Here is a 23,539-nt window from a genome sequence, read left to right on the forward strand (position 1 = left end):
CACGAGGCCCGGACGTCCACGCACCCGGACCGGACGGCCGGGCGCGCTGTCGGCAGGTCCTCGGACTGACGCCCACGCACACGCGTACGCGGGCATGGGTACACCGTTGCGGGACAGTTCCGGATTCACACCGGATTCCCCTGCGACGACAGCGAGCACGAGCATACATCTTGTGTCGGGTGTCGCCGCCAACCCCATATGTTGTGTCGCGAAGGTGTCAGAGCGTCAACTCGTAGGCGAGCAGAGTGATGTCGTCCAGGTCCGGCAGGGGGTTCCAGTCGCGCTCCGGGCTGCGGGTGAACCCCAGCCGCTCGTAGACGCGGTGGGCGGAGCGCATGGTGCGCTGGGTCGACAGCACGATCCGCACGCACCCCTCGACGGCCCGCGCCCGGTCGACGCAGGCACGCACCAGGGCCTCCCCGGCGCCCCGGCCGCGGCCCGCGCGGGCGACCGCGAGCATCCGGATCTCCGCCTCGCCCGGCCCGGCCATGTCGGCCATCGGGCCGGGACCCGGCACGAAGGTCACCCCGCCCAGCACCGCCCCGTTCTCCACGGCGACCAGCACCTCGGCGGTCGCCGCCCGCTTCGCCACGTCCCGCAGCTCACCGAGGTACGCGTCGCTCTCCCCGAAGTCGAGCAGCCCGTCCAGCAGATAGGCCTGCGCGGTGATCTCACCGAGTTCTCCGTGCTCGCCGGGTTCCACCGGCCGGATGACGATGTCCATGGGGGGAGTCTGCCGGACGGGTACGACGACGGGCCGCCGGATTTCTCCGGCGGCCCGTCGTCCCGCGTCGCGGGCGTCAGTGGCTGCTGCCCGCCGTGGCCGGCGGAAGTTCCACCTGGACACCGGGGTCACCCGCGTCCGCCGTGTAGTCCTGCGGCTTGGTCTCGTCGACGCCCTCGGGCGCCTTGAGGGCCCTCATGACGAAGGTCAGGACGACCGTGACCAGGACGTTGATCACGAACGCGGTGAGGCCGATGTAGCCGATCTCGCCGATGCCCGGGATCTCCTTCGACGACCCGCCGAAGTGCTTCTGCGTCGGCGAGGCCACCCCGTACGCGGCGACCGTGCCGTAGACCATGCCGACCGCCCAGCCGCCGATCAGCGCCCAGCGGTGGAACCAGCGGGTGAACAGGCCGCCCACCAGCGCCGGGAAGGTCTGCAGGATCCAGATGCCGCCGAGCAGCTGGAAGTTGATGGCGACGGTCTTGTCCATGGTCAGGACGAAGGCCAGCGCGCCCACCTTCACCAGCAGGGACACGACCTTGGAGACCTGGGTCTCCTGCTTCGGCGTCGCGTCCGGCTTGATGAAGTCCTTGTAGATGTTGCGGGTGAAGAGGTTCGCCGCCGCGATCGACATGATCGCCGCCGGCACCAGCGCGCCGATGCCGATCGCCGCGAACGCCACGCCCGCGAACCAGTCCGGGAACATGTTCTCGAACAGCTGCGGGATCGCCAGCTGGCCGTTGCTGACCTTGACCCCGGCCGCGATCGCCATGAAGCCGAGCAGCGCCAGCAGGCCCAGCATCAGGGAGTACAGCGGCAGGATCGTGGTGTTGCGGCGGATCACCTCACGGCTGCGCGAGGACAGCGTCGCGGTGATCGAGTGCGGGTACATGAACAGCGCGAGCGCCGAGCCCAGCGCCAGCGTGGCGTACGTCCACTGGCCCGCCTCGCCCGGCACCAGCGCACCGCGCGGCGCGCCCGTGGCCGGGTTGGTCTCGCTGTACGCCTCCCGCGCGGAGGCGAAGATCTCGTCGAAGCCGCCCAGCTTGATCGGGATGTAGATGATCGCCACGGCGATCACGATGTAGATCAGCGTGTCCTTCACGAACGCGATCAGCGCGGGGGCCCGCAGACCCGACGAGTACGTGTACGCCGCCAGCACACCGAAGGCGATCAGCAGCGGCAGGTCCTTGACGAACCAGTTGGTGTCCTCGCCGCCGCCGACGCCCATCACGTCCAGCACGGCCTGGATGCCGACCAGCTGGAGCGCGATGTACGGCATCGTGGCCAGGATGCCGGTGACCGCGACGGCCAGCGACAGCCCCTTCGAGCCGAACCGGCCGCGCACGAAGTCGGACGTCGTCACATACCCGTGCTTGTGCGACACCGACCACAGCCGGGGCAGGAAGGTGAAGATCAGCGGGTACACCAGGATCGTGTACGGCACCGCGAAGAAGCCGGCCGCGCCCGCCGCGTAGATCGCCGCCGGTACGGCCACGAACGTGTACGCGGTGTACAGGTCGCCGCCGAGCAGGAACCAGGTGACCCAGGTCCCGAAGGACCGTCCGCCCAGGCCCCACTCGTCCAGGCTGTGCTCGTTCTCGGCCTTGCGCCAGCGCGCGGCCATGAAGCCCATCGCCGTGACCAGCAGGAAGAAGAAGATGAAGACGGCGAGTGCCACGCCGTTGACGCCGTCGTTCACTGCGACGCACCGCCCTTCGCGGCCGAGCGGGCGCGCTGGTCACGCTGCCAGAGCTTGTACGCGATCATCGTCAGGGCGGTGGAGACCAGCACCCACAGCATCTGGTACCAGTAGAAGAACGGGATGCCGATGAACACCGGGTCGGTCTTCGCGTAGGACCCGACCCACAGCATGGCTACGAATGGTGCGACGAGACAGAGGGCGATGACGACGCGCATGGGCGTCACCACCGGCCCTCCTCTGGTTTCTGGGGCTTGTGACATCAGACGGCTCCGTCCCCTCACTGATCACCGGCGGTAATGCGCAGGAAATCTAGGTCAGGGTGTGGCGCAGTCGTAACCCCTCGTCCGCATAGCGGTACCCAGGCGCCGCTCAACCGAGAGGAAACAGCAACGAAACCCCTGCCGACCGCCCGCTTCGCCGGGTTTTGCGGACCCGCCGAGGGCCCGCAGAGGATCCGCCGAGGACCCGCCGCGGGGACGGGTCCGGGCTCAGTCCTGGGGGCGCTTCAGGCGTGCGACGAACTTGTACCGGTCGCCCCGGTACACCGACCGCACCCACTCCACCGGCTGTCCGTCCCGGTCCAGCGAGTGCCGGGACAGCATCAGCATCGGCAGGCCGACGTCGGTGCCGAGCAGGCCGGCCTCGCGCGGGGTGGCCAGGGACGTCTCGATCGTCTCCTCGGCCTCCGCGAGACGGACGTCGTACACCTCGGCGAGGGCGGTGTAGAGGGACGTGTACTTCGTCAGGCTGCGGCGCAGCGCGGGGAAGCGCTTGGCGCTCAGATGGGTGGTCTCGATGGCCATCGGCTCGCCGTTGGCCATGCGCAGCCGCTCGATGCGCAGCACCCGCCCGCCGGCCGTGATGTCGAGCAGCCCGGCGAGCCGGTCGTCGGCGGTGATGTAGCCGAGGTCCAGCAGCTGCGAGGTGGGCTCCAGGCCCTGGGCGCGCATGTCCTCGGTGTACGACGTGAGCTGGAGCGCCTGGGAGACCTTGGGCTTCGCGACGAAGGTGCCCTTGCCCTGGATGCGCTCGAGACGCCCCTCGACCACCAGCTCCTGGAGCGCCTGGCGCACGGTGGTGCGCGAGGTGTCGAACTCCGCCGCCAGGGTGCGTTCGGGCGGGACCGGCGTGCCGGGCGGCGCCGTCTCGGTCATGTCGAGCAGGTGCTTCTTCAGCCGGTAGTACTTGGGCACACGCGCCGTACGGACCGTGGTCCCACCCTCGTTCTCCGCACTGCTGACGTCGGTGCTCATGCTCTGCCTTCCCGGCTCCGGGTGCCGAAACGACCGACATCCCCATCGGCCACGGCTGACATCGTGGCACGGCTCGGGGCGGGGGTGTGCCCCGCACGCTCCGTGATCCCCTTTGTATACCCCCGGAACAAGGGTTGGTCCAGACCACGGGCGGTCGCTCAGATGCCCTGCCAGTCCGGCTTGTTCGCGTAGGTGTGCCGGAAGTAGTCGGCGAGCTTCAGCTTGGCGGCGGCGGCCTCGTCGACGACCACCGTGGCGTGGGGGTGCAGCTGCAGCGCGGACGCCGGGCACACCGCCGCCACCGGCCCCTCGACGGTCGCGGCGACCGCGTCCGCCTTGCCCTCACCGGTGGCGAGCAGGACCAGGTGACGGGCCTCCAGGATGGTGCCGATGCCCTGGGTGATGACGTGGTGCGGGACCTGGTCGATGTCGCCGTCGAAGAAGCGGGCGTTGTCCACCCGGGTCTGCTCGGTCAGCGTCTTGATCCGGGTGCGCGAGGCGAGCGAGGAGCACGGCTCGTTGAACCCGATGTGCCCGTCCGTGCCGATCCCGAGCAGCTGGAGGTCCACGCCGCCGGCCTCGGCCAGCTCCCTGTCGTACGCCTCGCACGCGCCCTGCACGTCCTCGGCGGTGCCGTCGGGGCCCATGAAGGCGTCCATCCCGATGCCGAGCGGCTCCAGCACCTCGCGCCGCAGCACCGAGCGGTAGGACTCGGGGTGGTCGGCGGGCAGTCCCACGTACTCGTCGAGCTGGGCGATCCGCGCCCGCGAGGCGTCCACGGCACCGGAGCGCACCTTGGCCGCCAGCGCCTCGTAGACGGGCAGCGGCGTCGAGCCGGTCGCCACGCCCAGCAGGGCGTCGGACTTGCGCCGCAGGAGCTGCGCCATGGCCTCGGCGATGAGCTCGCCGCCCGCCTTGGCGTCCGCAACGATGACAACTTCCACGGTGGGCCTGCCGATCTTGAGGAGGACTCGACTGGGACCGGACCCGCCGGCGCGGGCCCGTACGGTGATGCACTGTGGTTTAGACCAATCTCAATCTAACAGAGCGGGCGCGAGGGCCGCGCACCGAAATTGACCCGGCCGACCGGCCCCGCACGGGAACCCCACGGGTTAGGCTGCGTGACGGAGACCCATGGGTCCGGACCGACGACGAAGTGACATCGAAGAACGAAGAACAGCGTCCGACGCATTTACAGGGACAGTGGTCTAGTCCACAATGCGTAACAGGGCACAACAAGCCTGCCTTCCCCGCACAGGAAGGTGGAACCGAGGAACCGGAGCTCTCTGCCCTGACTGCCCCGGCTCCTCGTCCCTCGGCCGACCGGGACCGCACACCCCACGGCCGATGTTGCTCCGGGCTGCGGTGCCGGGAGGGTTGAGGGTCCCTCTCAGCGCCGCGGCCCGCGGGTGTTCCGCGGCCCCGCAGACCGCCGGGTACGCTCGCTGACGTGCCCTCCATGAACGAACTCGTACGCCAGCACACCGCCCTCGACGACACCGATCTCGAGTGGCTCCACCTGCTGGTCTCGGAGTGGCAGCTGCTCTCCGACCTCTCCTTCGCCGACCTGGTCCTGTGGGTCCCCACCCGCGACGGCACCCGCTACGTCTCCGTCGCCCAGATGCGGCCCAACACCGGCCCCACCTCCTACCAGGACGACATGGTCGGCCATCTCGTCCCGCGCGGACGCCGCCCCATGCTGGACGCGGCCCTGGACGAGGGCCGGATCGTGCGCGAGGGCGACCCGGAGTGGCGCGAGGAGGTTCCCGTACGGGTCGAGTCCATCCCCGTCCGGCGGGAGGGGCGCGTCCTCGGGGTCATCGCGCGCAACACCAACCTGCTCACCGTGCGCACCCCGAGCCGGCTGGAGCTCACCTACCTCCAGAGCGCCTCGGACCTCGCGCAGATGATCGCGGCCGGCTCCTTCCCGTTCGCGAACCAGCAGCTCGAGATGGACGCCTCGCCCCGCGTCGGCGACGGGCTGATCCGGCTCGACGCCGACGGCATCGTCCAGTACGCCTCCCCGAACGCCCTGTCCGCGTACCACCGCATGGGTCTCGCCGCCGACCTGGTGGGTCATCACCTCGGCCGGACCACCGCCGAACTCGCCCCCTCCCGCGGCCCCGTGGACGAGGCGCTGGCCAAGGTCGCCAGCGGCTGGGCGCCGCGCGAGTTCGAGATCGAGGCGCACGACGGGGTGATCCAGTTCCGGGCGATCCCGCTCAAACCGAAGGGCACGCGCATCGGTTCGCTGGTGCTGCTCCGTGACGTCACGGAACTCCGCCGCCGCGAACGCGAGTTGATCACCAAGGACGCGACCATCCGGGAGATCCACCACCGGGTGAAGAACAACCTCCAGACGGTGGCGGCGCTGTTGCGGCTGCAGGCACGGCGCATCGGGTCCGAGCGCGGCCGTGCGGCGCTGGAGGAGGCGGTGCGCCGGGTGGGGTCCATCGCGATCGTGCACGAGACGCTGTCCCAGAACCTGGACGAGCGCGTGGAGTTCGACGAGATCGCCGACCGCGTCCTCGCGATGGTCGCCGAGATCTCCCCGGGCAAGGTCACCGGCCGGCGCACGGGCCGCTTCGGCATACTCGACGCCGAGGTCGCCACGCCGCTGTCGATGGTGCTGACCGAGGTCCTGCAGAACGCCCTGGAGCACGGCTTCCGCGAGGGCGAGACCGGCACCGTCGAGGTGTCGGCGGTCCGCGGCGGCACCACGAAGGAGACCCGTCTGCTGGTCACCGTGCAGGACGACGGCGTGGGTCTGCCCGAGGGCTTCGACCCGCACACCGCGGGCAACCTCGGTCTGCAGATCGTACGGACCCTGGTGGAGGGCGAGTTGGGCGGCAGCTTCGACATGGTGCCGGCCCCGGAGCGGGGGACCAGGGTGATCCTGGACGTCCCGGTGCAGTCGGACAAGTAGCGGGAGCGGACGGGCACGGACGGCGAAGAGCCCCGGACCGCTGAAAGCGGCCGGGGCTCTTGCTCAACTGCGCGCTGCGGCTCGGGGGCGGGAGATGCGTACGCGCCGTACGCGCCGCCAAGCTCAGGCTGTCAGCAGGGGTGGGTTGTCAGGCGGAGGCCTGACGGGCCCGGTTGCGGGCGGCACGGCGCTTCATCGCGCGACGCTCGTCCTCGCTGAGACCACCCCAGACGCCGCTGTCCTGACCGGACTCGAGCGCCCACTGCAGGCAGCTCTCGATCACCGGGCAGCGACGGCAGACGGCCTTGGCTTCCTCGATCTGCAGCAGCGCAGGACCGGTGTTGCCGATGGGGAAGAAGAGCTCGGGGTCTTCCTCGCGGCAAACGGCGTTGTGACGCCAGTCCATGGCTGCTACCTCTCCTGGGTATGTAATGCGATTGCTTGTGAATGTGAACGCTTTCACGAATCCCCCGACAAGGGAAGGGCCGACCGCCAGGTTCCCCGGCGTTGGGTCCTTGGATTTGAAGAGGGGTTCCGGTGACCTGTGGAGGCCGGTGTTGCGGGCCGTCCCGATCGCCAAGAAGAGACTCGCAAACCTCGGCGGCGGATACAACCCCTTCCGGAAAGTTTTTTTTGATTCTTCGGTGTCGACTAGGTCACAGCCGTACTTCCATGGGGTGGATCCTGGCCTAAACGTTCGACTGAAAGGACTTTGGCCCTTTCTGCTCACACAATCACACGCAGTGCACGGCGTACGCCTGTGAACGTCACGCTGGTTCGCAGCCCCAGGTGGTCACCGTCCATCTGGAGGGGCAGCGGCACCTTCGAATGCAAGGTGAAGCGCGTCAGATCGTGCCGGGAGACCGCATGCCTGCCGCGGGGTCCGCGCTCCGGGGACGAAGTGAGCAACTGGGTGCCATACCGGGCAACCGCGGCGGTGGACAGCCGGCTCAGGCCGAAGAGGTCGAGGCCCGTATCGAACGAGGCCTTAGGTGACGCGTAGATCGGGCGATTGCCGAGAAACGTCCACGGCGAGGTGTTCGAGACTATGGAGAGCACCAGATCGGTGACCGGCTCCTCGCCCGGATGCTCCAGGGTGATCACCCCGCGCCGCCGGTGCGGCTCGCCGAGCAGCTGACGGACCACCTGGCGCACGTACAGGGCGTGGGTCGACTTCCTGCCGCGCTCCCGCTGCTGCTCCACCCGGCCGACCACGCCGGCGTCGAAGCCCAGCCCCGCGTTGAAGGTGAACCAGCGGGCCGGTACGGCCTCGTCCTCCGAGCCCGGCGTGCCCGAGGTTAGACCCAGGCCGACGGTGCGCTCGCGGCCCTCGCGCAGCGCGTCCAGCAGGACGCCGGTGGCCTCCACGGGCTGGTTGGGCAGGCCCAGGGCGCGGGCGAAGACATTGGTGGAGCCGCCGGGGACCACGGCGAGACCGGGCAGGTGCTCCGGGTCGGGCCCCGCGTGCAGCAGACCGTTGACGACCTCGTTGACCGTGCCGTCCCCGCCGAGGGCCACCACCAGGTCGATGTCGTCGCTCTCCGCGGCCTGCCGGCCCAGATCGCGCGCGTGCCCGCGGTACTCGGTGGTGACCGCCTCCAGCTTCATCTCGCTGGCGAGCGCGTGGATCAGCACATCGCGCGTGCGCGCACTGGTGGTGGTTGCCGCCGGGTTGACCACGAGAAGTGCACGCATGACGTGCAGGGTACCTACTGAGGGGTACCGGGCCCAGACCGAGGCGGGGGCGGAGGGGGAGACGGGGGCGTGAACCTCGACACGGGGAGCGCGGAGGCGAGGGCTACCCTTCAGGGGTGAGCAGTGAGCAGACCCCCACCACCGCCCCGGACGCCACCGGCCCCCGCCCGCGCCGTCTGACGTACGCCGCGGCACTGGCCGCCCTGGAGGGGCTCGCGCTGGTGGCCGGCGGTGTGTGGATGTCGGTCCTCGCCCTCACCGGCGAACCGGACGACCGTCGGCAGGCCGTCACCGGCGGGGTGACGCTGATCGTGCTCGCGCTGCTTCCGCTGCTCGCCGCGCGGGGACTGTTCGCCCGGCGGAGCTGGAGCCGCGGCCCCGCCGTGATCACACAGATCATCGCGCTGCCGGTGGCCTACAACCTGCTGCGTTCCGACAGCGTGGCCATCCCCGCAGGAATCCTGCTCTCCGTCGTGGCCGTCACCGCGCTCGTCCTGCTGCTCAACCCCGAGACGACCCGGGCCCTCGGCATCCGGGGGCCCGGGAACGCCGGGAAGTAGCGCCCCGGCGGCCGCGCCGGGTCACTCCTCCACGAGCAGCTTCTCCCGTAGCTGGGCCAGGGTGCGGGCCAGCAGCCGGGAGACGTGCATCTGCGAGATGCCGACCTCCTGCGCGATCTGCGACTGGGTCATGTTGCCGAAGAAGCGCAGCAGCAGGATCCGCTTCTCGCGCGGCGGCAGGTCCTCCAGCAGCGGCTTGAGCGACTCCCGGTACTCCACGCCCTCCAGCGCCTCGTCCTCGGCGCCGAGGGTGTCGGCGACCGCCGGGGACTCGTCGTCGGTGTCGGGGACGTCCAGGGACAGCGTGGAGTACGCGTTCGCGGACTCCAGGCCCTCCAGGACCTCCTCCTCGGAGATGGCCAGCTTCTCGGCCAGCTCGTGCACCGTGGGGGAGCGGCCGTGCAGCTGGGACAGCTCCGCCGTGGCCGTGGTGAGCGACAGCCGCAGCTCCTGCAGCCGGCGCGGCACCCGCACCGCCCAGCCCTTGTCGCGGAAGTGCCGCTTGATCTCGCCGACGACCGTCGGGGTCGCGTACGTCGAGAACTCCACCCCCCGGTCGGGGTCGAAGCGGTCGACCGACTTGATCAGCCCGATGGTGGCGACCTGCGTCAGGTCGTCCAGCGGCTCACCGCGGTTGCGGAAGCGGCGCGCGAGGTGCTCGACGAGCGGCAGATGCATGCGCACCAGGCGGTTGCGCAGCTCCGCGTACTCGGGAGTGCCGTCCTGCAGCGTGCGCAGCTCGAGGAACATGGCGCGTGCCCCGCTGCGGTCCTGCGGGTCGTGGTGCGCGTGTCCGCCCTGGGTGCCCGAAGCACCGGGGGTGCTCCGCGCGCCCCGGGTGGCGGGCGCCCGCGGCGCCTCGTCCTCGGCGTGTCGCTCGTGCTCGCTCATCGTCCCGCCCGTCGCCCTTCCCCGAGCGCTCGCCTCGTCCCCCGCCGGGTTGGCCCTGGCGGGGGCGCCCCCTCGGCCCGGAGCGACCCCGGCCGGCCCGGCCGCGGGCGTGCTCCGCGCGGCACCCCCGGACTGCCCGCCGCCCGGGGTGACGGCCTCCGTGGAGTCGTCCTCCGGGTGCGGCCGGGCCTGCTCGGGGATGCCGTCGATGCCGTCCGGCACGCGCTCGGCCGGCAGCTCCCGTGTGCCGCGTTCTTCGTCCCGCACCGGCCCGTCCTCGCTCCTCACGCCGGCCCGGGTCCCGCGCCGCGCTGTTTGTAGAGGCTGATCGACACGGTCTTGTCCTCGTCCACGGCGGAGGAGACCTTGCCCGCGAGCGCGGACAGCACGGTCCAGGCGAAGGTGTCCCGCGAAGGGGCGTGGCCGTCCGTGGTCGGCGCCGAAACGGTCACCTCGAGCGAGTCGTCGACGAGCCGGAAGACACAGCTGAGCACCGAACCCGGCACGGCCTGCTGGAGCAGGATCGCGCAGGCCTCGTCGACCGCGATGCGCAGGTCCTCGATCTCGTCGAGGGTGAAGTCCAAACGGGCCGCGAGGCCGGCCGTGGCCGTACGCAGCACCGACAGGTAGGCCCCCGCGGCCGGCAGCCGGACTTCCACGAAGTCCTGGGTCGCGGGCTCGCCTGCGATCTGGGACACCCTCACCTCCAAGGTGGTACAAGCGTTTCAGGGCCTCGTTCGCCCCCGGGTAACGCGCTACGTGGTTCAGCGGTGACGCTATCGCGCTCTCGACGGTCCTGTCCCCGGGACCCCGACCCGCATGCCGTCACTCATAGTAAAACTATGAATACGCTCCGTGGCTAGGGGTCTGCGGCTCCCAAATAGGAAGAGCGTGCGCCGCATTGACGTACCCAGACGTCAGACGGTCGAACCGTCCGGCACCGGGGTCACGCCGGGTCACACGAGTACGTGGTCGACGAAGCACCAGCGCCAGTCCTCGCCGGGCTCGTGGGTCCGCATCACGGGGTGACCGGTCTCGTTGTGGTGCTCCGTGGCGTGCCGGTTCGGCGAGGAGTCGCAGCACCCGACGTGACCGCAGGTGAGGCAGAGGCGCAGCTGCACCGGATCGGTGCCGTCCCGCAGGCACTCCGGACACGTCTCACCGAGCGGGACGGGTTCCGGGTGCGGCAGCGCGTCGGCGTGCGTGCACTGTTTCATGATTGCCAGATTACGACGCCCGTGCGGAGAGCCGCGCGGAAAAACGAGGGTGGGCCGGACATGGATGTGATGCCGCTGCTGTTGCTGGTGGCGGGCAGTGCCGCGATCGCCGCGGCCGCCCGGCGCACCCCGGTGCCGCCACCGCTGCTGCTGGTCGCCGCCGGGTTGGTGGTCAGCTACGTCCCCGGCGTGCCCGAGTACACGCTCGACCCGCACATCGTCCTGCCGCTCGTCCTGCCCCCGCTGCTGCACACGGCGGCCACCGACAGCTCCTACCTCGACCTGCGGGCGCAACTGCGGCCGGTGGCGCTGCTGTCGGTCGGGTACGTGCTGTTCGCGACCTTCGCCGTCGGCTGGGTCCTGTACCTGATCGTGCCGGGCCTGCCGCTGACCGCGGCGCTGGTGTTCGGCGCCGTGGTGGCCCCGCCGGACGCGGTCGCGGCGACGGCGGTGGCGCGCAGGGTGGGGCTGCCCTCCCGGATCACCACCATCCTCCAGGGCGAGTCCCTGCTGAACGACGCCACCGCGATCACCGCGTTCCGGGTGGCCGTGGCGGCCGCGGTCGGCGAGGGCGCGACCTGGGCCGGGGGAATCGGCGAGTTCCTGCTCGCGGCGGTCGGCGGACTGGTGGTCGGCCTGGTGCTGATGGCACCGCTGCACTGGCTGCGCACCCATGTGAAGGAGGCGCTGCTGCAGAACACGCTCTCCCTGTTGATCCCGTTCGTCGCGTACGCCGCCGCCGAGCAGGTGCACGCCTCCGGCGTCATCGCCGTGGTGGTCGTCGCCCTCTACCTGGGGCACCGCGCGTGGGAGGTCGACTTCGCCACCCGCCTCCAGGAGGACGCGGTGTGGAAGATGGTCGCGTTCGTCCTGGAGTCCGCGGTGTTCGCGCTGATCGGACTGCAACTGCCCGTCGTCCTGAGAGGGCTCGGCGAGTACGAGGGCGTCGACGCCGCCTGGTACGCGGTCGCCGTCTTCGCGGTGGTCGTCGTCATGCGGTTCGTCTGGGTGTACCCGGCGACCTGGCTGCCGCCGATGCTGTCGGCGAAGATCAGGGAACGCGAGGGGAGACCCGGCTGGAAGGCGCCGTTCGTCATCGCGTGGGCCGGAATGCGCGGCGTGGTCTCGCTGGCCATCGCCTTCTCGATCCCGGTCACCGCCGAGGGCGAGGACTTCCCGCAGCGCAACCTGCTGCTCTTCCTGACCTTCACCACCGTCATCGGCACCCTGGTCGTGCAGGGCCTGACACTGCCCCCGCTGATCCGGGTGCTCAAGCTCCCCGGACGCGACGTGCGGGCCGAGACCCTGGCCGAGGCCAACGCCCAGGCACAGGCCTCCCGGGTCGCCGAGCAGCGCCTGGACGAGCTCCTCGCCGACGGGCGCAACACCCTGCCCGGACCGCTCGCCGAACGCCTGCGCACCGTCCTGGAGCGCCGCCGCAACGCCGTCTGGGAACGGCTCGGGCAGGTCAACCCGGTCACCGGGGAGTCGGTGGACGACACCTACCGGCGGCTGTCACGGGAGATGATCAGTGCGGAACGCGAGGTGTTCGTCCGACTGCGCGACGGCCGCCACATCGACGACGAGATGCTGCGCACGCTGCTGCGACGGCTGGACCTGGAGGAGGCGGCGGCGTTCCGGGAGACGACCTGACCGCTCACGGGAAGGGCCGGCCGGTGATCACCGCGGCGACCTCGCTCCCGCGCGGGAACGCGTTCTCCTCCGCCAGGACGACAAGGGCGTAAAGCAACTTGGCGACATAGAGACGTTCGACCGGGATGCCGTGGCGGTGCTCGAAGTCCTCGGCGAACGTGTCGAGTTCCGGGGTGGTACGGGCGTAGCCGCCGAAGTGGAAGCGGTCGTCGAGGCTCCAGTCGCCGCGAGGGCCGCCGAACGCCTCGCCCTGCAGGGCCCGTATGTCATCGGCGAGGAAGCCGCCCCTGAGCACGGGTATGCCCAGCGCGCGCGTTTTGCCGCCGAGCCCGGCGGCCAGTCCGGCCAGCGTGCCGCCGGTGCCGCAGGCCACCGCCACCACGTCCGCCCGGCCGGCCAGCTCCTCCCCGAGCGCCCGGCAGCCGCGCACGGCGGCGGGGTTGCTGCCGCCCTCGGGCACGACGTACGCGTCCTCGGCGCCCGCCGCGCGCAGCACGGCCGCCAGGGTCTCCGGCTCGGCCTTGCGGCGGTACGTCGACCGGTCGACGAAGTGCAGCCGCATCCCGTCGGCCGCGCACCGGGCCAGCGAGGGATTGAGCGGGCGGTCGGCGAGTTCCTGCCCGCGCACCACGCCGACGGTGCGCAGGCCGAGCAGCCGGCCGGCGGCGGCCGTGGCCCGCAGATGGTTGGAGTACGCGCCGCCGAAGGTGAGCACGGTCCGCCCGGCCGCCTCGTCGAGGTTCGGCGCGAGCTTGCGCCACTTGTTGCCGATCAGTTCGGGGTGGATCAGGTCGTCCCGCTTCAGCAGCAGCCGCACCCCGTGCCGCTCGAACCGCCCGTCCGCGACCTCCCGCAGCGGGGAGGGCAGCCGTGGACGCAGGCCCGCGAGGGCGTCGCGGGGGACGGAGGTGTCGGAGCCGGTCACGGGGCCATTGTCGCCCGCGGCTCCTCGCGGCCGCGGCCGCGGTCGCGGAGCACCTCGATCAGGGAGGGACCGCCCCACAGGCACCACAGCGCGATCACCGGGTCGCAGATCGCGCAGCCCAGGGAGGACGTGTGGGCGAACGGGATGATGGGATTGCCCTTGACGTGGTGGACGATGTCCCACGCGGTGTGCAGCAGCCAGCCGACGCCGATGAACGTCCAGGACTCCAGGCCGCGGAACGCGACATACGTGACCAGCGCCGTGAAGGCGAACTCCCAGCCGCCCAGCCCGCCGCCGCTGAGGTAGGCGGCGCCCGCACCGGCGACCATGAGGGCGTTCAGGCGCCGCCGGTGCGGTTCGCGGACGAGGGACATCAGCAGGGCGTAGAGGACACCGATGCCGACCGGGGCGACGTACTGCATGGCGAGGCCTTTTCCTGGGACCGTCAGGGACGGTTCACCACGCTAGGAGCGGACCGCCGCGGGCCCCAGGGGAGCGGGCGACAGCTTCCAACGGGTTGTCGCCAGGCGGGCCGCGCGCCGTCGCGCCCGCGCGTCACTTCAGCCGGTCGCCGATCCGTTTCCGCATCGAGCCCATCGTGAACCCGCGCGGGTCCACCTTCCCCGGCTGCCACTCCTTGTGCCCGATCACCGACCGCTCGTTCCAGCCGTGATGGCGGCACACGGCGGCCGCGGCCCTCTCGACGGCCTCCAGCTGGGCCGCCGGCCAGGGGTCCTCGCCGTCGCCCAGGTTCTCGCACTCGAATCCGTAGAAGTGCCGGTTGCCGTCGGTGTTCGCCTCGTTGTCCTTCGGCAGCGTCCGCTCGGCGATCACCGCCCGGAGCACCTCGTCGTCGCCGAGCCCCGCGTGGTTGGCCCTGCCGTAGCCGACGAGGTGGACCCGGCCGTCCTTGGTGATGACGCCGTGGCACAGGGGTCCGGGCAGGCCCTCGTAGCCCTTGCGGCAGATGTCGACCGTGCGGGCGCTGCCCTTGGTCACGGTGTGGTGGATCATCACGCCGTGGACCGGGCCCCACGGGCCCTTGTGGTTGCGGTTGTGGTCGCGCCAGTCGCCGACCTCGACGACCGTGAGTCCTTCCGCCTTCAGCGCGCGCAGGAACGCGCTCGCGGACATGGGTGGGGCCATGACCGCCCTCCTTCGTGCCGGGCGGCGGCCGCCCTTCGCGACCGCTCGCTACCGGGCCTATACCGAAAAGGAGCGAGTTCAACTACTGGTTCGTCTCCTGTGCGAGCCGATCCGGACAATTTCCTTCCGGTACGGCGCCATCGGACGGGTGCCCCATGTGTGCCCAGCCCTCCCAAGATCCAATCCCGCTCGATCGTGTAATGGTGTGCGCACGCTCCGTGAGGAAGGCTTGATCGCGCAATGCCGCGTCCGGCACGACCGGGTGCGGGATCACCATTGGGGAGGGCATTCTCTATGTCGGTAGGCGAAGAGGTCCGTTCGGAGCAGGCCAGGCAGCAGCAGAGCCTCGGTACGGCGGCCGCGCGGAACCTGGCCACCACGACCAAGTCCGTGCCGCAGATGCAGGAGATCAGCTCGCGCTGGTTGCTGCGCATGCTGCCCTGGGTCGATGTGCAGGGCGGTACGTACCGTGTCAACCGGCGGCTGACGTACGCCGTGGGTGATGGCCGGATGACGTTCGTGAAGACCGGCGACCGCGTCGAGATCATCCCCGCGGAACTGGGCGAGCTTCCGGTGCTGCGGTCGTACGAGGACGAGGAGGTGCTGACCGAGCTGGCCACCCGCTGCCGGCAGCGGGAGATCGGGGCCGGTCAGGTCATCGCCTCCTTCGGCAGCCCGGCCGACGAGGTGTACCTGCTGGCGCACGGCAGGGTGGAGAGGGTCGGCACCGGACCCTACGGCGAGGACGAGTCCCTCGGAGTCCTCGCCGACGGCGCCTACTTCGGCGAACAGGCGCTGCTGGGCGAGGACGCCATCTGGGAGTACACCGCCCGCACCCTCACCGCCTGCACCGTGCTCGTGCTGCCGCGCGAGGCCGTCGAACAGGTCGCCGAGCGGTCGGACACCCTGCGTGAACACCTCCGCCGGCAACGCACGGTCCCGGGGCAGCGCGCCAACAAATACGGCGAGAAGGAGATCGACCTCGCGGCCGGTCACAGCGGAGAGCCGGACATCCCGCACACCTTCGTCGACTACGAGGCCAGGCCGCGCGAGTACGAACTCAGTGTCGCCCAGACCGTGCTGCGCATCCACACCCGCGTGGCCGACCTCTACAACCAGCCCATGAACCAGACGGAACAGCAGATCCGGCTGACCGTCGAGGCACTGAAGGAGCGCCAGGAGCACGAACTCGTCAACAACCGCGACTTCGGTCTGCTCCACAACTGCGAGTACGACCAGCGGATCCAGCCCCACAACGGCGTGCCGAGCCCCGACGACATGGACGAACTGCTCAGCAGGCGGCGCGGGACCAGGCTGCTCCTCGCCCACCCGCGCGCGATCGCCGCGTTCGGCCGTGAGCTCAACAAGCGGGGACTGGTCCCGGAGACCATCGACATGGGCGGCAACCGCATCCCCACCTGGCGGGGGGTGCCGATCTTCCCGTGCAACAAGATCCCGGTGACCGAGGCCCGGACGACCTCCGTCATCGCCCTGCGTACCGGTGAGGAGGACCAGGGCGTCATCGGACTGCGGGCCGCCGGCATCCCCGACGAGATCGAGCCGAGTCTGTCCGTGCGGTTCATGGGCATCAACGAACAGGCCATCATCAAGTACCTGGTCACGACCTACTACTCGGCCGCGGTCCTGGTACCGGACGCGCTCGGCGTCCTGGAGAACGTCGAGATCGGCCGTTGGCGATGACCTGCCGCCGGCTCCCGTCCCGCACACCGTGTCCCCGCCCGCCCGGGCGGGTACACCTCGGAGGTGTGCGCTCGACGGGTGCGGAGGCGCCATCCTTCCGCTCCTTCACCGAGTCGGTCCCAGGGGGAAGTCGATGACGGAGTCCATCACGGAGCCGAAGACGGGGCTTGCGACGGAGGGCACGGCCACGATGCCGGCCGTGCCGGAGCAGCGGCCCGGTGACGGGCACGAGGCGACGGTGCTGCTGGAGCGGGCGCGGGCCGCGGTCGACCCGGTGCTGCGGGCCGCCGTCGGCTCGCTGCCCGGCCCGATGCGCCGCATCGCGCTCCACCACTTCGGCTGGGAGCAGACGGACGGCACCCCGGCCGGGGGCGGTTCGGGCAAGGCGATCCGCCCCGCCCTGGTGCTCGCCGCGGCCTCCGCCCTGGGCGGGCCCGCGGCCCGGGCGGCTGCCGTACGGGCGGCGGCCGCCGTGGAACTGGTCCACAACTTCACGCTGCTGCACGACGACGTGATGGACCGGGACACCACCCGCCGCCACCGGCCCACCGCCTGGACGGTGTTCGGGGACGCCGGCGCGATCCTCGCCGGGGACGCCCTCCAGGCGCTCGCCCTGCGGCTGCTCGCCGAGGACCCCCACCCGGCGGCCTCGGCAGCGGCGGCCCGGCTCGCGCACTGCGTGGTCGAGCTGTGCGCGGGGCAGCACGCCGACACGGCCATGGAGCAGCGGGGCCCCGACGAGGTCACCCTCGCCGAGACGCTCGCCATGGCCGAGTCCAAGACCGGCGCGCTGCTCGGCTGCGCCTGCGCGATCGGGGCGCTGTACGCGGACGCCGGGGACGCGGACGTGGCGGCACTGGACGGGTTCGGCCGGAAGGCGGGACTGGCCTTCCAGCTCATCGACGACGTGATCGGCATATGGGGTGACCCGCGCCGCACCGGCAAGCCGGCCGGCGCGGACCTGGCCGCCCGCAAGAAGTCACTTCCGGTGGTCGCCGCGCTCACCTCCGGCACCCCGGAGGCCGCGGAACTCGCCGCCGTGTACGCGATCCCGTATCACGAGGAGGACGATCTGGAGGAGCTCGCGCTGGCCGTGGAACGGGCGGGCGGCCGGGACTGGGCGCAGACCCAGGCGGCCGACCGGATGGCCCGGGCGATGCAGGAAGTGGCCCGCGCGGTTCCCGACCCGGAGGCGGCGGGCGGGTTGCTGGCCCTGGCCGAGTTCGTGACACGGCGCACCACCTGACGGTCCGCCGGCCGTCTCCCCGGCCCCGGAGCCACAGGGTGCCGTGCGGTTCCTGACCTCGCACGGCACCGTGGCTCCGGCCCGGCGGGTCCCGCACTTCCCCACGGTGTGCGGGGCCCGCCCTCTCCACGACGGCAGTCCCACTACGCTCAACGTCCGTACGGACGAAGTCGGTTGAGGTGAAGGGGCGGACATGGGCGTGGCGATCCGGACGGCTGGGGACGGGGACCGGGAGCTGGTCGTCCGGCTCCTGGACGAGGCGTTCCAGGACGACCCGGTCAGTGGCTGGGTCTTCCCCGGCGACGAGTACCGCCGTACGACGCACCACAGGCTCATGGCCGCCTTCACCGACGTCGTGCTCGCCGAGGGGCGTGTCGACCTCACCGAGGACGGCTCGGCATGCGCCCTCTGGATGTCCGTACCGGCGGACGAGCCCGGGCACGGCGAGGAGCGGCCGGACGACGACGGTTTCGCACGGATGCGCCAGGCCGTCGACCCGGACAACGAGCGCGTGGAGCTGATCGGCCGGCTCACCGCGGGCATCCACCCCTCGGGGAGGGCCCACGAGTACCTGTGGATGATCGGCGTGGCACCCGGTCGCCAGGGCGAGGGACTCGGCACCGCGCTGATCGGCTCCGTCCTCGACCGCTGCGACCAGGAAGGGCTGGCGGCGTACCTGGAGGCGAGCAGCGAGCGCAGCGCCCGGCTGTACCGGCGCCTCGGCTTCGAGGCGTCCGGTGAGCCCCTGGCCCTCCCGGACGGCCCGCGCATGTGGCCCATGTGGCGCGAACCCCGTACCACCGGCTGACGGACCGGCCGGGAGGGACCGGTTCCAGCCCCGTGCTCCCGCCCCGTGCTCCCGGTCCGAGGCCGCGCGGCCGGCTGTCGGCGGGGGCCGGGTCCTCGAAAGGGACGTTCGGTCCTGGCGGCCGGCGTGCGTCCGGACTTCACTGGCTCGTGGACAGCGCCCGCCGGCCGTACCGAGGGGTCCGGCGAGTGTCGGACGACGAGGCCGGCGGGGGCGGGACGATGACAACGGCGGGCGACGACGGCACGACGGGCGGGAACATCGCGGTGGTGGGACACGCCGACCTGACCCCTGCCACGCTCCTGCTGGTGGAGAACGCGTTGCGGGCCCGGCCGGCGCGGCGGCCCGCCCCGGCCGTGGCCATGGTGCGCACCGGCGCGGGAACGCCACTGGCGTCCGGCCGGGCCGCGTGGGCGGCGGGGTGCCCGCTGGCCGTGGTGATCCCCACGCGTATCGGGGTCCCGGCCATGCCGCCCCGGCGGGACCGGATGGCGTCCGGCGAGCTGCTGACCCTCGCCGACGAGGTGCGCCTGCTGACCTACGACCCGGGGGACCGCGACTCCTGCGTCGGCGCGGACGAACGGCTCGTCACCGCCGGCTGCCTCCTCCTGGCCGTCTGGGACGGTTCCCCGTCCAACGGCCGCGACGCCACCGCCCACCTGGTGACCTACGCCCGCGCCCGGGGCGTCCCCGTGGAGATCGTGTGGCCCGCGGGGGCCGCCCGGGATGGCGAGCGGTCGCCCAGGACCTAGTACCGACACATACGGAATCCCTCTTCTTACTTGCCCCGGGTTCCGCTTATCCCCTTGCTTCACTACAACTGAAGTACTACAACTGGAGTTGTTCGAAAGAGGGAAGTCCACGGAAAGAGGCCGCTTTGCGCAAGCTCACGTACTACATCGCCTGCTCCATCGACGGCTTCATCGGGGACCCGGAGGGTGACGCGTCGGCGATGTTCGCCTACGTCGACGAGGAGCTCTTCGGATTCATCGCGGCGGAGTACCCGGAGACCATTCCGACCCACGGCCGCAGGCAGATGAACATCGACGACCTGCCGAACAAGCGGTTCGACACGATCATCCAGGGCCGGGCCAGCTACGACCTGGCCCTGAAGGAGGGCATCACCAGCCCTTATGCCCACCTGCGCGAATACGTCGCCTCCCGCACACTGGGGGAGTCGCCCGACCCCAACGTCGAGATCATCGCGGACGACCTGGTCGGCCGGGTGCGCGCGCTGAAGGCGGAGGACAGCGCGTACGACATCTACCTGTGCGGCGGGGCCGAACTCGCCGGCGCACTGGTCGACGAGATCGACGAGCTGGTCATCAAGACGTACCCCATCGTGCAGGGCTCCGGCATGCCGATGTTCGGCTCCGGCTTCGCGATCACGCACTTCGCCCTGGAGTCGGTGCGCTCGTTCGGCAACGGCGTGCTGGTGCGGTCGTACAGCAGGAAGCGCTGAACCCGCTCCGGGCCTACCCTGGGGACATGGACAGCGAACGACCCGTCTGTCCCGCCTGCGGGCAGCCGGTGGAGACGGTGGTCCGGCGCCACAAGACGCTGGGCGCGTGGGTCCCGGTGTGGGTGCGCGGCCCGTGCCGCAACCCGAGATGCAAGGAATCCCACGAGGCCGGGGAGAGCGGACGAGCCGAACGCCCCGGTGACACCGAGGCGGGACCGACGCGGAAGGACGCCGTGCGTCAGGCCCCCACCCGGCGCTAACGTTGCGGCATGGGCGCGGTGTGGCGGTGGGGCGTGGGCATCTGGACGGCCGTCGTGATCGTCGGGGGCGGACTGACCCTGTGGTTGCGGGACACGGCCGAACCGCCGCCCCCGGCCGGCTGGGAGAGGACGGACCCCAGCCCCACGCCCGACCTCCCGGAGGACCGGGAGGCGAGGTGCCCCGTCCCCGAGCCGCCGCCCGGCGTCGAGGACGGCGCGGTGGTCACCGCCTGCCTCCTCACCACCGACTAGTCCGGCCGGCGGGGGAGTCCGCCCGTCTCCGGATCCCGGCCGGTCAGACAGTACGTACCGCCCGCCGGGTCCCGCATCACCGTCCAGTGGCCGAACACGGCCACGCACACGGCGCCGAGCTCCTCGTGCCGTTCCCGGGTCGCACCGATGTCGGCGCAGGCGAGGTCCAGATGTGCGGCGACCGGCCGTTCCTCCTCCAGCCGCTGGAGCAGGATGCGTACGGGCAGCCCGGCCGGCGGTCTGATCACATGGAACTCGGGGAGTGAACCGGGCACCGCGTCCCAGCCGGGCAACAGCCCGCTCCAGAAGGCGACTTCCGCGTCGTAGCCGGACGGCGGGAGATCGAGGCACACCTGGTCCAGACGGCTGCCGTGGACGACGGGCGGCCGTACCGACTCCCCGCGCCAGGGCACCGCGCAGAACAACTGCCCCGCGGGCGACCGCAGTACGGCCCACCCCTCGTGCTCGCCGACCGTCTCCGCGCCCAGCCGCAGCGCGTCCGCGACGAACCCGGGCAGGTCGTCCACGGAGAAGTCGAGATGAGCGCCGCCCCGGCCCGAAACGATCCTCTGCATCCCCACGCAGGCATCGGCACCGTCCGCCAGCAGGGTCACGAACTCCCCGCTGCCGCCGCTCGGTTCGGACAGCCGCGTCCCGGTGACGGCCGTCCAGAACTCACCGGCCCGGCCGGCCCCGGACGCGGGCCGGTCGATGAAGGCGTACGTCCAGCGGACGCTCACCGCCGGGGACGTTCCATGAAGCGCAGCATGTTCCCCGCCGGGTCGCGGAACGCGCAGTCACGCACCCCGTACGGCTGGTCCACCGGCTCCTGGAGCACGTCCACACCGGCGGCGCGGACGCGCTCGAAGAGGGCGTCGCAGTCGGTGGTGGTGAAGTTGACCCCGCGCAGCATGCCCTTGGCCAACAGCTCGGCCATCGCCTGCTTGTCACCGGGGGAGGCGTCCGGGTTCGCGGCGGGCGGCTCCAGCACGATCTCCACGTCCGGCTGCTCCGGCGAGGCGACCGTCACCCAGCGCATCCCCTCGAACCCCACGTCGTTGCGGACCTCGAGACCCAGCACGTCACGGTAGAAGGCCAGCGCCTTGTCGTGGTCGTCGACGGCGATGAAGCACTGGGCGAGCCGTACATCGTTTCCTGTGTCCATGTGCCCACGCTAAAAGGTTTCGCTCGGATCGACCCGCGCCCGGCCCCGGACCGGCCGGGTGTACATCCGCGCCACGCACGGCGGGATGACCGCGCTCTCCTCGTGCGACCGGGCCCGGTACGCGCTCGGCGTCTCCCCGACCAGCTCGGTGAACCGCGAGCTGAACGACCCGAGCGAGGTGCAGCCGACCGCCATGCACACCTCCGTCACCGTGAGGTCGCCCCGCCGCAGCAGCGCCTTGGCACGCTCGACGCGCCGGGTCATGAGATAGGAGTACGGCGTCTGCCCGTACGCCGCGCGGAAGCTGCGCTGGAAGTGACCGGGCGACATCAGCGCGGTCCGTGCCAGCTCCGTGACGTCGAGCGGCTCGGCGTACTCCCGGTCCATCCGGTCCCGGGCCCGCCGCAGCCGCACCAGATCCTCCAGCTCCATCCGCCCAGCATCCCACGCCCCGCGACGGTGCGCCGTCACGGAAAGGCGGATCAGGGCGGGGCCCGCAGCGCTGCCTCATGGGGCCGGCAGAGGAGACATCTCCCGCTCGACCAGGGGTTTGAGCAGGTTGAGCGCCGCGCCGCGGGTGGGCGCGAGAGGACTCGGGACCCTGCTGGGAGGAACGACACCGCTCTCGACGATGTCGCGGAGAACGGTGGCCACCTCCGCGTCGTCGGCTTCGGCCAGGACGGCCGCAAGACGCAGAGCGTCCCTCCGGGGCCCCGTGGTCCAGCGCTCGGCCAGGTGCCGGATGCGTGTGCTCGAGGCGCTGTGCCGGGTTGCCGCCGCGAGGGCGGCGAGGGTGAACCGTACGGCTTCGTCCTCGCTGTCCCAGCGGCCCAGAAGACACGGCGCTGCGGCTTCGACCGCACGGCGGGCGGCGAGTTCGTCCACCGTCTCCTCCAGCGGAAGGCCCAGGGCGACCCTGCGGTCGGCCCCGGAAGCGGCCAGGCGCTGCCCGATGGTGGCCGCTTCGAACAAGAACGTGGTGAGGACGGCTCGGTGCGCGGGACGGATGTCCTCGTGGCCTGCGAGACCGGCCAGCAGGGGAATCTCGTCGGCGGTGTGCGGGTAGCAGGTGCCCTGATGCATGACCGAGTCGGCCAGTTCGAAGACGACTTCGCGATCGTCGGAGAAGCCGTCGGCCTCGGCGGTGAGCCACCAGGCGATTCCGTCGGGCAGCCTGCCCTGCTGAGCTTCCTGGTCACGGGCGACCTGCCGCACACACTCGAGCACGGGTGGAAAGGGACGTTCGGCGGTGGTGCGCTGAAGCGGCGTGGCCGGAGCCGGCTCTTTCACCGGTGGAGGGAAGCCCGAGACCACGTCGCGCCGAACGCGGTGGGCGTGCTTCTGGTCGAGTTCGTGGACCAGCCCTCGGCGGTCGAATCCGGACAGCTTGGTCTCCCGGTTGGCCTGGGATCCGCCGTTCCAGAAACCGCCGTGCGCCCTGCCGACGGCTTCGACAGCCGCCTTCTCGCAGTCGTGCTGGTGGAACTCCGAGGCCCGGTCGGGAGCTTCCTCGTCCACGAGGCTGTCGACGCTCCACCAACCCTCCAGCTCGGGCCGGGAGAACTCGGGCTTGCCGAACAGCCGGTTCCCGGGGTCCAGATGCGGAAGGTACACCGGGCGCACGGTCACCCACCGGTGTCCACGGCGCGTCAATTCCGAGGCCACCGAGCGAGCGTCCGCTTCGCTCGGAGCGGCGACAGAGTAGTGGACCACCATCTCGGAGGCCGACCAGGAGATCGGCTCGTCGACGCCATGACGTGACGTGAGTTCGTTCGGCATGCGGCGAAGCATAGGAAGCAGGTCGGACAACGGACCGCCCAGCACCCCCTGCGTCCGCTCACGAAGCACCTCGAGGCCGACACGGCGAGCATCCCCCCTGCGGGGGATGCCGCCCGGTAAGGCGTCCTTCGCGCGGGGTAGCGGTTCGGCCCGTAGGGGTGATCCCCG

General features: G+C 71.2%; 27 protein-coding genes and 1 riboswitch. Of the genes, 10 read left to right on the forward strand and 17 right to left on the reverse strand.

Going from position 1 to position 23,539, the window contains the following annotated elements; genetic code table 11:
• Positions 1–33: 33 nt before the first annotated feature.
• Positions 34–182, reverse strand: a riboswitch (cobalamin riboswitch).
• Positions 183–217: 35 nt separating this feature from the next.
• From KUM38_RS13460 to nagB, 5 genes are all read right to left on the reverse strand, one after another.
• Entirely contained in the window at positions 218–724 is a 507-nt protein-coding gene (locus KUM38_RS13460) for a GNAT family N-acetyltransferase (protein ID WP_217129561.1), read from the reverse strand.
• 76 nt (positions 725–800) lie between these two features.
• Complete coding sequence (mctP, locus tag KUM38_RS13465; protein WP_217129562.1) at positions 801–2,429, reverse strand: monocarboxylate uptake permease MctP; 1,629 nt, start codon at positions 2,427–2,429, stop codon at positions 801–803.
• Positions 2,426–2,692, reverse strand: coding sequence for a DUF3311 domain-containing protein (locus tag KUM38_RS13470; RefSeq protein ID WP_217129563.1), 267 nt, complete (start codon positions 2,690–2,692; stop codon positions 2,426–2,428). Before KUM38_RS13470 ends, mctP begins: the two co-directional genes overlap by 4 nt.
• A gap of 228 nt (positions 2,693–2,920) precedes the next feature.
• Complete coding sequence (locus KUM38_RS13475; RefSeq protein WP_217129564.1) at positions 2,921–3,685, reverse strand: GntR family transcriptional regulator; 765 nt, start codon at positions 3,683–3,685, stop codon at positions 2,921–2,923.
• Between the two features lie 158 nt (positions 3,686–3,843).
• Positions 3,844–4,629 carry a glucosamine-6-phosphate deaminase gene (nagB, locus tag KUM38_RS13480; RefSeq protein ID WP_217129565.1) on the reverse strand — a complete coding sequence of 262 codons (786 nt, stop codon included), beginning with the start codon at positions 4,627–4,629 and terminating at the stop codon, positions 3,844–3,846.
• Between the two features lie 506 nt (positions 4,630–5,135).
• Here nagB and KUM38_RS13485 point away from each other — a divergent pair.
• On the forward strand, positions 5,136–6,611 hold the full coding sequence (locus KUM38_RS13485; protein WP_217129566.1) for a sensor histidine kinase: 1,476 nt from the start codon (positions 5,136–5,138) through the stop codon (positions 6,609–6,611).
• A 148-nt stretch (positions 6,612–6,759) separates the two neighbouring features.
• On the opposite strand, the gene KUM38_RS13490 is transcribed toward KUM38_RS13485, so the two are convergent.
• Both KUM38_RS13490 and KUM38_RS13495 read right to left on the reverse strand, forming a co-directional pair.
• On the reverse strand, positions 6,760–7,017 hold the full coding sequence (locus tag KUM38_RS13490; protein ID WP_030219886.1) for a WhiB family transcriptional regulator: 258 nt from the start codon (positions 7,015–7,017) through the stop codon (positions 6,760–6,762).
• Positions 7,018–7,337: 320 nt separating this feature from the next.
• On the reverse strand, positions 7,338–8,306 hold the full coding sequence (locus KUM38_RS13495; protein ID WP_217129567.1) for a diacylglycerol kinase family protein: 969 nt from the start codon (positions 8,304–8,306) through the stop codon (positions 7,338–7,340).
• A 116-nt stretch (positions 8,307–8,422) separates the two neighbouring features.
• Between KUM38_RS13495 and KUM38_RS13500 the strand changes: the two genes are divergently transcribed.
• The gene (locus KUM38_RS13500; RefSeq protein WP_217129568.1) at positions 8,423–8,866 is read left to right on the forward strand and encodes a hypothetical protein; all 444 of its coding nucleotides are present in this window, start codon (positions 8,423–8,425) and stop codon (positions 8,864–8,866) included.
• 21 nt (positions 8,867–8,887) lie between these two features.
• Here KUM38_RS13500 and KUM38_RS13505 read toward each other — a convergent pair whose 3' ends face one another.
• The 3 genes from KUM38_RS13505 to KUM38_RS13515 form a co-directional block, all read right to left on the reverse strand.
• A complete protein-coding gene (locus tag KUM38_RS13505; RefSeq protein WP_308408962.1) occupies positions 8,888–10,024 on the reverse strand; it encodes a SigB/SigF/SigG family RNA polymerase sigma factor in 1,137 nt (378 codons plus the stop codon).
• Positions 10,025–10,041: 17 nt separating this feature from the next.
• Positions 10,042–10,455: an anti-sigma regulatory factor gene (locus KUM38_RS13510; RefSeq protein ID WP_004925829.1), complete on the reverse strand. Its 414-nt coding sequence runs from the start codon at positions 10,453–10,455 to the stop codon at positions 10,042–10,044.
• Positions 10,456–10,713: 258 nt separating this feature from the next.
• Positions 10,714–10,974 carry a UBP-type zinc finger domain-containing protein gene (locus tag KUM38_RS13515; RefSeq protein WP_217129570.1) on the reverse strand — a complete coding sequence of 87 codons (261 nt, stop codon included), beginning with the start codon at positions 10,972–10,974 and terminating at the stop codon, positions 10,714–10,716.
• Positions 10,975–11,034: 60 nt separating this feature from the next.
• Here KUM38_RS13515 and KUM38_RS13520 point away from each other — a divergent pair, with 60 nt between their 5' ends.
• Positions 11,035–12,627 carry a Na+/H+ antiporter gene (locus KUM38_RS13520; protein WP_217129571.1) on the forward strand — a complete coding sequence of 531 codons (1,593 nt, stop codon included), beginning with the start codon at positions 11,035–11,037 and terminating at the stop codon, positions 12,625–12,627.
• A gap of 4 nt (positions 12,628–12,631) precedes the next feature.
• Here the strand turns inward: KUM38_RS13520 and KUM38_RS13525 are convergent, their stop codons facing one another.
• From KUM38_RS13525 to KUM38_RS13535, 3 genes are all read right to left on the reverse strand, one after another.
• Positions 12,632–13,552 carry a 1-aminocyclopropane-1-carboxylate deaminase/D-cysteine desulfhydrase gene (locus tag KUM38_RS13525; RefSeq protein ID WP_217129572.1) on the reverse strand — a complete coding sequence of 307 codons (921 nt, stop codon included), beginning with the start codon at positions 13,550–13,552 and terminating at the stop codon, positions 12,632–12,634.
• Positions 13,549–13,974 (reverse strand): DUF6010 family protein, encoded by a 426-nt coding sequence (locus tag KUM38_RS13530; RefSeq protein ID WP_217129573.1) that lies wholly within the window; start codon positions 13,972–13,974, stop codon positions 13,549–13,551. Before KUM38_RS13530 ends, KUM38_RS13525 begins: the two co-directional genes overlap by 4 nt.
• 133 nt (positions 13,975–14,107) lie before the next feature.
• Positions 14,108–14,698, reverse strand: a complete 591-nt coding sequence (locus KUM38_RS13535; protein ID WP_217129574.1) for an N-acetylmuramoyl-L-alanine amidase — start codon at positions 14,696–14,698, stop codon at positions 14,108–14,110.
• Between the two features lie 294 nt (positions 14,699–14,992).
• Here KUM38_RS13535 and KUM38_RS13540 point away from each other — a divergent pair, with 294 nt between their 5' ends.
• From KUM38_RS13540 to KUM38_RS13570, 7 genes are all read left to right on the forward strand, one after another.
• Positions 14,993–16,399: a family 2B encapsulin nanocompartment shell protein gene (locus KUM38_RS13540; protein ID WP_217129575.1), complete on the forward strand. Its 1,407-nt coding sequence runs from the start codon at positions 14,993–14,995 to the stop codon at positions 16,397–16,399.
• Between the two features lie 133 nt (positions 16,400–16,532).
• Positions 16,533–17,645 carry a family 2 encapsulin nanocompartment cargo protein polyprenyl transferase gene (locus KUM38_RS13545; protein WP_217129576.1) on the forward strand — a complete coding sequence of 371 codons (1,113 nt, stop codon included), beginning with the start codon at positions 16,533–16,535 and terminating at the stop codon, positions 17,643–17,645.
• A gap of 193 nt (positions 17,646–17,838) precedes the next feature.
• Complete coding sequence (locus KUM38_RS13550; protein WP_217129577.1) at positions 17,839–18,453, forward strand: N-acetyltransferase; 615 nt, start codon at positions 17,839–17,841, stop codon at positions 18,451–18,453.
• A gap of 221 nt (positions 18,454–18,674) precedes the next feature.
• Positions 18,675–19,205 (forward strand): hypothetical protein, encoded by a 531-nt coding sequence (locus KUM38_RS13555; RefSeq protein WP_217129649.1) that lies wholly within the window; start codon positions 18,675–18,677, stop codon positions 19,203–19,205.
• 125 nt (positions 19,206–19,330) lie between these two features.
• Complete coding sequence (locus KUM38_RS13560; protein WP_217129578.1) at positions 19,331–19,915, forward strand: dihydrofolate reductase family protein; 585 nt, start codon at positions 19,331–19,333, stop codon at positions 19,913–19,915.
• A 26-nt stretch (positions 19,916–19,941) separates the two neighbouring features.
• The gene (locus KUM38_RS13565; RefSeq protein WP_217129579.1) at positions 19,942–20,175 is read left to right on the forward strand and encodes an LITAF-like zinc ribbon domain-containing protein; all 234 of its coding nucleotides are present in this window, start codon (positions 19,942–19,944) and stop codon (positions 20,173–20,175) included.
• A 9-nt stretch (positions 20,176–20,184) separates the two neighbouring features.
• Positions 20,185–20,427 carry a hypothetical protein gene (locus KUM38_RS13570; protein WP_217129580.1) on the forward strand — a complete coding sequence of 81 codons (243 nt, stop codon included), beginning with the start codon at positions 20,185–20,187 and terminating at the stop codon, positions 20,425–20,427.
• Here the strand turns inward: KUM38_RS13570 and KUM38_RS13575 are convergent.
• The 4 genes from KUM38_RS13575 to KUM38_RS13590 all read right to left on the reverse strand — a co-directional run bounded on the left by KUM38_RS13575 (position 20,424) and on the right by KUM38_RS13590 (position 23,371).
• The gene (locus KUM38_RS13575; protein WP_217129581.1) at positions 20,424–21,167 is read right to left on the reverse strand and encodes a VOC family protein; all 744 of its coding nucleotides are present in this window, start codon (positions 21,165–21,167) and stop codon (positions 20,424–20,426) included. The two genes, KUM38_RS13570 and KUM38_RS13575, sit on opposite strands and share 4 nt — an antisense overlap.
• Positions 21,164–21,592: a VOC family protein gene (locus KUM38_RS13580; protein ID WP_217129582.1), complete on the reverse strand. Its 429-nt coding sequence runs from the start codon at positions 21,590–21,592 to the stop codon at positions 21,164–21,166. The genes KUM38_RS13575 and KUM38_RS13580 overlap by 4 nt, the downstream gene beginning before the upstream one ends.
• Positions 21,593–21,601: 9 nt before the next feature.
• Positions 21,602–22,024, reverse strand: coding sequence for a helix-turn-helix transcriptional regulator (locus KUM38_RS13585; RefSeq protein ID WP_217129583.1), 423 nt, complete (start codon positions 22,022–22,024; stop codon positions 21,602–21,604).
• 75 nt (positions 22,025–22,099) lie between these two features.
• A complete protein-coding gene (locus KUM38_RS13590) occupies positions 22,100–23,371 on the reverse strand; it encodes a hypothetical protein (protein WP_217129584.1) in 1,272 nt (423 codons plus the stop codon).
• Between the last annotated feature and the right edge of the window lie 168 nt (positions 23,372–23,539).

It is taken from the genome of Streptomyces sp. AC558_RSS880 (assembly GCF_019049255.1).
Lineage (GTDB): Bacteria > Actinomycetota > Actinomycetes > Streptomycetales > Streptomycetaceae > Streptomyces.

What these genes read in the sequence shown, in the direction of transcription:
- KUM38_RS13460 (WP_217129561.1), bottom strand. Translation starts at nt 724, where the DNA reads ATGGACATCGTCATCCGGCCGGTGGAACCCGGCGAGCACGGAGAACTC.
- KUM38_RS13470 (WP_217129563.1), bottom strand. Translation starts at nt 2,692, where the DNA reads ATGTCACAAGCCCCAGAAACCAGAGGAGGGCCGGTGGTGACGCCCATG.
- KUM38_RS13475 (WP_217129564.1), bottom strand. Translation starts at nt 3,685, where the DNA reads ATGAGCACCGACGTCAGCAGTGCGGAGAACGAGGGTGGGACCACGGTC.
- KUM38_RS13490 (WP_030219886.1), bottom strand. Translation starts at nt 7,017, where the DNA reads ATGGACTGGCGTCACAACGCCGTTTGCCGCGAGGAAGACCCCGAGCTC.
- KUM38_RS13495 (WP_217129567.1), bottom strand. Translation starts at nt 8,306, where the DNA reads ATGCGTGCACTTCTCGTGGTCAACCCGGCGGCAACCACCACCAGTGCG.
- KUM38_RS13515 (WP_217129570.1), bottom strand. Translation starts at nt 10,974, where the DNA reads ATGAAACAGTGCACGCACGCCGACGCGCTGCCGCACCCGGAACCCGTC.
- KUM38_RS13520 (WP_217129571.1), top strand. Translation starts at nt 11,035, where the DNA reads ATGGATGTGATGCCGCTGCTGTTGCTGGTGGCGGGCAGTGCCGCGATC.
- KUM38_RS13530 (WP_217129573.1), bottom strand. Translation starts at nt 13,974, where the DNA reads ATGCAGTACGTCGCCCCGGTCGGCATCGGTGTCCTCTACGCCCTGCTG.
- KUM38_RS13535 (WP_217129574.1), bottom strand. Translation starts at nt 14,698, where the DNA reads ATGGCCCCACCCATGTCCGCGAGCGCGTTCCTGCGCGCGCTGAAGGCG.
- KUM38_RS13540 (WP_217129575.1), top strand. Translation starts at nt 14,993, where the DNA reads ATGTCGGTAGGCGAAGAGGTCCGTTCGGAGCAGGCCAGGCAGCAGCAG.
- KUM38_RS13545 (WP_217129576.1), top strand. Translation starts at nt 16,533, where the DNA reads ATGACGGAGTCCATCACGGAGCCGAAGACGGGGCTTGCGACGGAGGGC.
- KUM38_RS13550 (WP_217129577.1), top strand. Translation starts at nt 17,839, where the DNA reads ATGGGCGTGGCGATCCGGACGGCTGGGGACGGGGACCGGGAGCTGGTC.
- KUM38_RS13555 (WP_217129649.1), top strand. Translation starts at nt 18,675, where the DNA reads ATGACAACGGCGGGCGACGACGGCACGACGGGCGGGAACATCGCGGTG.
- KUM38_RS13565 (WP_217129579.1), top strand. Translation starts at nt 19,942, where the DNA reads ATGGACAGCGAACGACCCGTCTGTCCCGCCTGCGGGCAGCCGGTGGAG.
- KUM38_RS13570 (WP_217129580.1), top strand. Translation starts at nt 20,185, where the DNA reads ATGGGCGCGGTGTGGCGGTGGGGCGTGGGCATCTGGACGGCCGTCGTG.
- KUM38_RS13580 (WP_217129582.1), bottom strand. Translation starts at nt 21,592, where the DNA reads ATGGACACAGGAAACGATGTACGGCTCGCCCAGTGCTTCATCGCCGTC.
- KUM38_RS13585 (WP_217129583.1), bottom strand. Translation starts at nt 22,024, where the DNA reads ATGGAGCTGGAGGATCTGGTGCGGCTGCGGCGGGCCCGGGACCGGATG.
- KUM38_RS13590 (WP_217129584.1), bottom strand. Translation starts at nt 23,371, where the DNA reads ATGCCGAACGAACTCACGTCACGTCATGGCGTCGACGAGCCGATCTCC.